6 protein-coding genes and 1 pseudogene are annotated in these 8123 nt (G+C 43.9%); 5 read left to right on the top strand and 2 right to left on the bottom strand.

Going from position 1 to position 8123, the window contains the following annotated elements:
- Positions 1-210: 210 nt before the first annotated feature.
- A pseudogene (locus tag AAC147_RS07010) lies at positions 211-978 on the top strand (endonuclease/exonuclease/phosphatase family protein); the annotation flags it as partial.
- An 86-nt stretch (positions 979-1064) separates the two neighbouring features.
- Here AAC147_RS07010 and AAC147_RS07005 read toward each other — a convergent pair.
- Positions 1065-2450: an amino acid permease gene (locus AAC147_RS07005; protein WP_047686113.1), complete on the bottom strand. Its 1386-nt coding sequence runs from the start codon at positions 2448-2450 to the stop codon at positions 1065-1067.
- A gap of 185 nt (positions 2451-2635) precedes the next feature.
- Between AAC147_RS07005 and queE the strand changes: the two genes are divergently transcribed.
- The gene (gene queE, locus AAC147_RS07000; RefSeq protein ID WP_047686110.1) at positions 2636-3307 is read left to right on the top strand and encodes a 7-carboxy-7-deazaguanine synthase QueE; all 672 of its coding nucleotides are present in this window, start codon (positions 2636-2638) and stop codon (positions 3305-3307) included.
- Positions 3308-3361: 54 nt separating this feature from the next.
- Here queE and queD read toward each other — a convergent pair whose 3' ends face one another.
- Positions 3362-3724 (bottom strand): 6-carboxytetrahydropterin synthase QueD, encoded by a 363-nt coding sequence (gene queD, locus AAC147_RS06995; protein ID WP_047686107.1) that lies wholly within the window; start codon positions 3722-3724, stop codon positions 3362-3364.
- A gap of 276 nt (positions 3725-4000) precedes the next feature.
- Between queD and cysJ the strand changes: the two genes are divergently transcribed.
- The 3 genes from cysJ to AAC147_RS06980 form a co-directional block, all read left to right on the top strand.
- Positions 4001-5809: an NADPH-dependent assimilatory sulfite reductase flavoprotein subunit gene (gene cysJ, locus AAC147_RS06990; RefSeq protein ID WP_047686104.1), complete on the top strand. Its 1809-nt coding sequence runs from the start codon at positions 4001-4003 to the stop codon at positions 5807-5809.
- 51 nt (positions 5810-5860) lie between these two features.
- Positions 5861-7591, top strand: coding sequence for an assimilatory sulfite reductase (NADPH) hemoprotein subunit (gene cysI / locus AAC147_RS06985; RefSeq protein ID WP_047686118.1), 1731 nt, complete (start codon positions 5861-5863; stop codon positions 7589-7591).
- Positions 7588-8123: phosphoadenylyl-sulfate reductase (locus AAC147_RS06980; RefSeq protein WP_047686101.1), on the top strand; the 536-nt coding region annotated here is incomplete at its 3' end. The genes cysI and AAC147_RS06980, both read left to right, overlap by 4 nt.

The raw sequence follows: 8123 nt of genomic DNA, 5'->3' as shown, positions 1-8123 counted from the left end.
CGCACCGCCACCGTATTTAGATGAGCCCCTGAGAGAAATCTCAGGGGTTTTTTGCTATTTGTTGAATTTCTTGTGGCAGAAGTTGCAATCAGTTATTGAGATGTCATATTAATGGAGGAAATCACATTGAGGTAGGTTGGGGGCCACTTGATACGAAATAGTTACGTAAGAAAAATCCGTGCGAAAAAAAATCACATGCAAAAAAATTATGCTGTGAGATATGTTGCCGGCCAACCTGTAGAACGGGTTTTTCCTGTTTTTAAACAGTTAGTTGAAAAAACCTCACTACCACATGAACCCCTCCTTGCCGATAATAGCGGATTTTCTGTTGCCATTTGGAATATTCATAAGCAGCAACGTCCATTATGGCAAAATGTCTTAGCCTCTTTAATTGAGGAGAGTGACCTTATCTTACTGCAAGAAGCACAAACGACTCCTGATTTGCTGAAATTTGTTGCAGCCAGTGGTTTGATTGCAGATCAAGTCCCTGCATTTGCTATTCCCCAACATCCATCAGGTGTGATGACATTAGCTTCAGCTTCCCCCATCTACTGTTGCCCATTACGGGAAAAAGAACCGATAATCAGGCTTTCAAAATCATCACTTATCACAATTTATCCTTTATCTGATGGTCGACAATTAATGGTAGTTAACGTACATGCCATTAATTTCAGCTTTGGTATTGATGTTTATAGCCGGCAGTTGAATAACATTGGTATCTATATCAGTATGCATGATGGCCCGGTGATATTTGCTGGTGATTTTAATGCCTGGAGTCGTCGGCGGTTTAAAGTGCTGGAGCGTTTTGCTCAACGTATGGGGCTTAAAGAAGTCTACTTTAATGATGATCACCGAACGATTGTATTTGGTAAACCCTTAGATTTTGTTTTTTACCGTGAGTTAAACGTTCTGAGTGCAACCGTTTTAACGACCGTCGCTTCTGATCACAATCCGCTTATGGTCAGGTTTTCGTTATAGAATACATAGATGATAATTGACGTAGAGAATTAAACAGGGGAAGAGAAAAAACGCCGGAAGAATACCGGCGCTTTTGAAGGTAAGTTCTATTGGTTAGAAAGATGGGGCACGGCTATTTTTTTCTTTACACCGAAAAAATATGCGAGGGTTAGAACAAGCACCCAACCTACTCCTACATATAAGGCGTCCCTCGTCTGATCGAAAAAGCCGAGTAACAAGATGACTGCACTCATGAAAACAATCGTAATTGCAGGCGCTATTGGCCACATGGGTACTGGAAATTTTAAGGTCTTGATTTCTTCTACACTCATCTTACGACGCATAGCTACATGAGAAAGTAAAATCATCAGCCATACCCAAACTGTTGCGAATGTTGCAACTGACGCAATAAGGATAAAAATATCATCAGGGAGCAGATAATTGAGCAATACACCGAGTAGCAGAACAGTAATCATGACCAGAACGGTCATCCACGGAACACCATTACTGGTCAGTTTTTTGAATGACTCCGGTGCCTGTCCTTCTTGAGCCATGCCATACATCATTCTTCCGGCACCAAAAATATCGCTGTTAATAGCTGAAATAGCCGCAGTAATCACAACAACATTCAGAATATTTGCGGCTGAGCTAATTCCCAAATTAGAAAAAATTTGTACAAATGGGCTTCCGTTCTGACCGATTTGATTCCACGGATAGATGCACATCAGAATACATAAGGTCAGGACATAAAAGATCAAAATACGGAATGGAACAGCATTAATGGCTTTAGGTATTGTTTTTACCGGATCTTTAGCTTCACTGGCAGTAATACCAATAACTTCTATCCCCCCAAAAGCAAACATCACAATGGCAAATGAGGCAATCACACCACTAATGCCATTTGGCATAAAGCCCCCATGTTCCCATAAATTGGCGATACCTGTAGTATATTCAGTCGCTTGACCAAAACCATAGATCATAATTACCAGGCCACCAATGATCATGGCAATAATGGCAGTAACTTTAACGATAGAAAGCCAAAACTCCATTTCACCAAAAATCTTCACATGGCATAGGTTTAGCGCCCCGATAAAACATACGATACCCAGAACCCAAATCCATTGATCGACATGCGGGAACCAAAGTTTCATATACATGCCGAATGCAGTAATATCAGCGAGGCAAACAAACAGCATTTCAAGAACATAGATCCAGCCAGTCAGGAAACCGGCTAATGGCCCCAGATAATGGCTGGCATACTGTGAAAAGGAACCGGAAACAGGATGGTGAACGGCCATTTCTCCAAGTGCTCTCATCACCATAAATACGGCAGCACCGCCGATTAAATAGGCCAGCAATACAGCAGGGCCTGCTTGCTGAATTGCAGCTGCTGAGCCATAAAACAGCCCTGTGCCTATTGCAGAGCCTAAAGCCATGAAGCGGATATGCCTCACACTCAGGCCCTGTTTAAGCTGATTTTCATTGTTTTGCATTCGTTAATCCCATCTATCTTTCATGCCAGAGAGTATTTTCAGGCATACGCTATTTCAGGCATACAATGCCGTGTCTGGCGTCAGATGCCAGTAAAAGCAACCTCGTACCATACCATAAAGATGGATGTTCGCGGGATAGATATCTGTAATAATAACGGGCAGTTTATTAAAACCAGAGTTTTTTTATGATCTACCCAATAAATGAAATGTTCCAGACTTTGCAGGGGGAAGGGGTATTTACCGGTGTTCCTTCTGTTTTCATTCGATTACAAGGATGTCCAGTAGGGTGCAGTTGGTGTGATACCAAGCATACTTGGGAAAAAAAGGTTGATAAGCAGCAGCCGATGGAAAACATCTTGGTGAAATCGCAGGATAGCGATATATGGGGGGTAGCAACGCCACGGCAAATGATTAATTTATTCACTCGCCAGGGATACACTGCACGTCATGTTGTTATTACTGGTGGAGAGCCGTGCTTGTACGATTTACGTCCCTTAACTGAAACGCTGGAAAGAGAGGGTTACCAGTGTCAGATCGAGACCAGTGGCACACATGCAATCTGTTGTTCTGATAAAACTTGGGTAACAGTTTCACCAAAAGTGAAAATGCGTGGTGGATACAAGGTCTTGCCAGAAGTTATGCAACGGGCAAACGAAGTTAAACATCCTGTCGGTCGGGAGCGCGATATTGAAGCATTAGACGAACTTCTAACCATGCTTAATGAAGATAATGCGCCGGTTATTGCTTTACAGCCTATCAGCCAGAAAGAGGAAGCTACTCGTTTATGTATTGAAACCTGCATTGCCCGTAACTGGCGTTTTTCCATGCAGACACACAAATACTTAAATATCGCCTGATGTGAATTGAATTTTCATATATGCATTCAGCACCAACACCTGGTGCTGAATGTTTTACTCTCCACGATAGATACAACCTGCGCTACAGGTTTCTTTTACCATGACGGCACTGAGTTGTGGCAAAGTGGGTTTTAGCTCTCTCCAGATCCATTTGGCCAGAACTTCGCTGGTTGGATTTTCCAGACCAGGGATCTCATTGAGGTAGTGGTGATCAAGCCGTTCCCAAATTGGTTTGAAAGTAGCTTTTACATCGGCAAAGTCCATGAGCCATCCGCTATGGGGATCAACATCACCGGTAATTTCCAGACGTACCATAAATGAGTGCCCATGTAGGCGGCCACATTTATGCCCTTCAGGAACATGTGGCAGGCGATGCGCCGCTTCAAATTGAAAATCTTTAAAGATGGTAGTGCTCATAATACTTTTTCCTGATTTCAAAAGGCCGGCTATTCTACCTGAACTTTCGGGCTTAACGTGATTTTTCTGTAGAAATAAAATCCAGTGTTTAACAACTTTATCGATATATTAAATCTGTAAATAAAGTTAGGTAATTTAGTTATTAGATATTGCAAACCTTTCTTTAATTCCAGTGTCAGTTGTGGGATAACCTTATGATTAATCCATGTTTATGATGATTGTTTATCATGATGATTGTTAATCGTGGATATTGGCTATCGCAAAGGGCTCTGGATAATGACCGCAAAACCACCTCCAACTGCATTATTACCTGTTTCTCCGGAACAATTGTCACGCCTGCAATCTGCGGTCAGTGATTTTTCTCCACATCAATTGGCTTGGTTATCAGGCTATTTTTGGGGAATGTTAAACTCCCAACCACAAGCCAACGCTGTGGCACCTGCGCCAACTGTTCCCGAACAGGAAACGGTAACACTGATTTCTGCTTCTCAGACGGGTAATGCCCGTCGTTTGGCGGAACAACTCAGAGATGTTTTACTGACACAAAAGCTGAATGTGAATTTAGTTAATGCTGGTGATTATAAATTCAAACAGCTCGCAAAAGAACGGGTATTGATTATTATTGCTTCGACACAGGGTGAAGGTGAGCCAGCCGAAGAAGCTGTAGCACTCTATAAATATCTGCACTCCAAAAAAGCAGCTCCGATGAACGAGACGGTTTACGCTGTGTTTGGTTTGGGAGATACCTCTTATGAACACTTCTGTCAGGCGGGTAAAGACTTTGATCGCCGCCTGAGTGAATTAGGCGCACAGCGGTTATTGGATCGTGTTGATGCTGATGTGGAATATCAGGACGTAGCAGCCCAATGGCGTCAACAAATAACGGATATCTTGAAACAGCGTGTACCGGCCTCGACTGATACAGCTATAGCTACAACTCAAATGAGGACTACTAGTGAAGTTATCACCAGTCCTTATACTAAAGAAACTCCGCTAACTGCCTCTCTGTTAGTTAACCAAAAAATCACAGGCCGTGGCTCTGATAAAGATGTCCGCCATATTGAAATTGATCTGGGAGATGCAGGCTTGCATTATCAGCCTGGTGACGCACTGGGTGTTTGGTTTGAAAACGATCCTGCGTTAGTCGATGAACTGATTAACTTGCTCTTTCTGGAAGGAACTGAACCTGTCAATATGCATGGAAAATCATTGACTCTGCGTGAGGCTCTGAGCAGTCATATTGAATTGACTCAAAACACGGTAGTCATTGTCGAAAAATATGCTGCATTAACGAAAGATGAAAAGTTACTTGCTTTAGTCACTGATAAACCGGCACTACAGCTATACGCACAAAAAACACCCATTGTGGATATGGTCAGGCAAGTAGTCTTGCGTCCTGAAGCCCAACAATTTATCGATATATTGCGCCCACTAACCCCGCGGCTTTACTCCATCTCCTCCTCACAAGATGAAGTCGAAAATGAGGTGCATATTACGGTTGGTGTTGTTCGATATGACATAGAAGGACGATCCCGTACTGGCGGGGCATCGGGCTATCTGGCAGATAGATTACAAGAAGATGACAGTATCCGTGTTTTTATCGAGCATAACGATAATTTCCGTTTACCTGCTGATCCTCAAACACCAATCATTATGATTGGCCCCGGCACAGGGATTGCACCATTCAGAGCGTTTTTACAACAGCGAGATCATCAGGGCGCTGAAGGTAAAAACTGGTTGTTCTTTGGTAATCCCCATTTTATAGAAGATTTCTTGTATCAGGTTGAATTTCAGCGTTATGTCAAAGAGGGGTTATTGACTCGCATTGATTTGGCTTGGTCACGGGATCAACAGCATAAGGTTTACGTACAGGACAAATTGCGTGAGCAGAGTGAAGAAATCTGGCGTTGGATCCAAGAGGGAGCACATTTATACGTCTGTGGAGATGCCAATCGTATGGCAAAAGATGTGGAACAGGCATTGCTGGATATCATTTCACAACAAGGTGGTATGGATGCAGAACAGGCCGATGAGTTTTTGAGTGAACTTCGCCTTGAGCGCCGTTATCAGAGGGATGTTTACTAGCGTGGGCAATAAAAAAACCGTAAGTATGAAAACCGACGGGCAATGAAAACAATGAGCAATGAAAAACAAGGTCCTTTAATTGTTGAAGGTAAACAGGCTGACAGTGAACGCATGAAGTTAGAAAGTAACTATTTACGCGGGACGATCAGCGAAGATCTAAAAAATGGGCTGACAGGCGGATTTGAAGGCGATAACTTTCTCCTTATCCGTTTCCACGGTATGTATCAGCAAGATGATCGTGACATCAGGGCAGAACGTGCGGAACAAAAACTGGAACCTCGCCATGCTATCATGCTGCGTTGTCGCTTACCGGGAGGCATTATCACTCCCCGCCAATGGTTGGGTATCGATCAGTTTGCGACAGAGAACACCCTGTATGGCAGTATCCGGTTGACTAATCGGCAAACATTCCAATTTCATGGCATTTTAAAAAACAACCTCAAACCAGTGCATCAATTACTGGCTCAAATGGGGCTGGATTCACTGGCAACGGCCAATGATGTTAACCGTAACGTATTGTGTACCTCAAACCCGGTACAGTCTGCGTTGCATCAGCAGGCTTATGAATGGGCGAAGAAAATATCGGAGCATCTTCTGCCGCGTACTAACGCTTACGCAGAAATCTGGCTGGACAAAGAAAAAATCGCGACAACCGATGAAGAGCCGATCCTGGGTAAAACTTATTTGCCTCGCAAATTCAAAACATCAGTTGTGATCCCGCCGCAAAATGATGTTGATCTGCATGCCAATGATATGAACTTTGTCGCTATCGCAGAGAATAATCGGCTGATCGGTTTTAATGTGCTGGTGGGGGGGGGATTAGCTATGACTCACGGCGATAAGAAAACATTCCCACGTTTGGCGAGTGAATTTGGTTATATTCCGCTAGAGTATACCTTAGCGATTGCTGAAGCCATTGTGACAACACAGCGTGATTGGGGCAACCGAACCGATCGCAAAAATGCCAAAACTAAATATACCCTTGAGCGTGTCGGTGTTGAAACTTTCAAACAAGAAGTTGAGAAGCGTGCGGGTGTAAGATTTGAACCGATCCGTCCTTATGAATTGACTGGTCGGGGAGATCAAATTGGCTGGTTAAAAGGTATTGATGACCAATGGCACTTAACCCTGTTTATTGAAAATGGCCGCTTACTGGATTACCCGAACAAACCGTTAAAAACCGGGATTGCAGAAATTGCCAAAATACACAAAGGTGATTTTCGTTTGACTGCGAATCAAAACCTGATTGTGGCAGGCGTGCAGGAGAGTGAAAAAGCACGCATTGAAGAAATTGCCCGTTCACATGGCCTGATTGATAACAATGTGACTTCTCTGCGCCACCATTCTATGGCGTGTGTTTCGTTTCCGACATGCCCGCTGGCGATGGCAGAAGCTGAGCGTTTCTTACCGACCTTTGTCGATCATGTCGATGCTTTAATGGCAAAACATGGCGTCAGTCACGAACATATCGTTCTGCGTGTTACAGGTTGCCCGAATGGGTGTGGTAGAGCGATGTTGGCAGAAATAGGGCTGGTGGGTAAAGCGCTTGATCGTTATAACCTGCACCTTGGTGGAAATCGCAATGGCAGCCGCATTCCCCGTATGTATCGGGAAAACATCACCTCAGCCGAGATTTTGACGATACTGGACGAGTTGATTAGTCACTGGGCAATAGAACGTAATGAGGATGAAGCTTTTGGTGATTTCTTGATCCGCGCCGGTATTATTAAACCAGTCCTGAATTCAGCCGTTGACTTTTACGATTGGCAGGAGGCGATATGAACCCGCTCTGCTTATCTGAGCTATTGGTTTTGAATACTGAGCAGCGCACGGAAGCGCTTGCCGAAATAAACCAACAACTGGAATTGCTGGATGCCCGTCAGCGTGTAATCTGGGCATTGGAACACCTGCCCGGCGAATTTGTTCTTTCTTCCAGTTTTGGTATTCAGGCGGCAGTCTGCCTGCATCTGATCACACAGGAATACCCTGATATCCCCGTTATCCTGACCGATACCGGTTATCTGTTTCCGGAAACCTATCGGTTTATTGATAAGCTGACTGACAAATTGAAACTGAACTTAAAAATATTTCGTGCAGAACAGAGCCCAGCCTGGCAGGAAGCACGCTATGGGAAACTGTGGGAACAAGGAATAGAAGGCGTTGAGCACTATAACCAAATCAATAAAGTCGAACCGATGAACCGCGCATTGAAAACATTACGTGCACAAACCTGGTTTGCAGGTTTACGTCGCCAGCAATCGGAAAGTCGTGCTAATTTGCCGGTACTGGCGGTTCAACGTGATATATTCAAAAT

It is taken from the genome of Xenorhabdus sp. NBAII XenSa04 (assembly GCF_963866145.1).
In the GTDB taxonomy this organism is placed as follows: Bacteria; Pseudomonadota; Gammaproteobacteria; order Enterobacterales; family Enterobacteriaceae; genus Xenorhabdus; species Xenorhabdus indica.
Note: the sequence above shows the minus strand (reverse complement) of the source record. Positions and strands in the feature narration are given on the sequence as shown.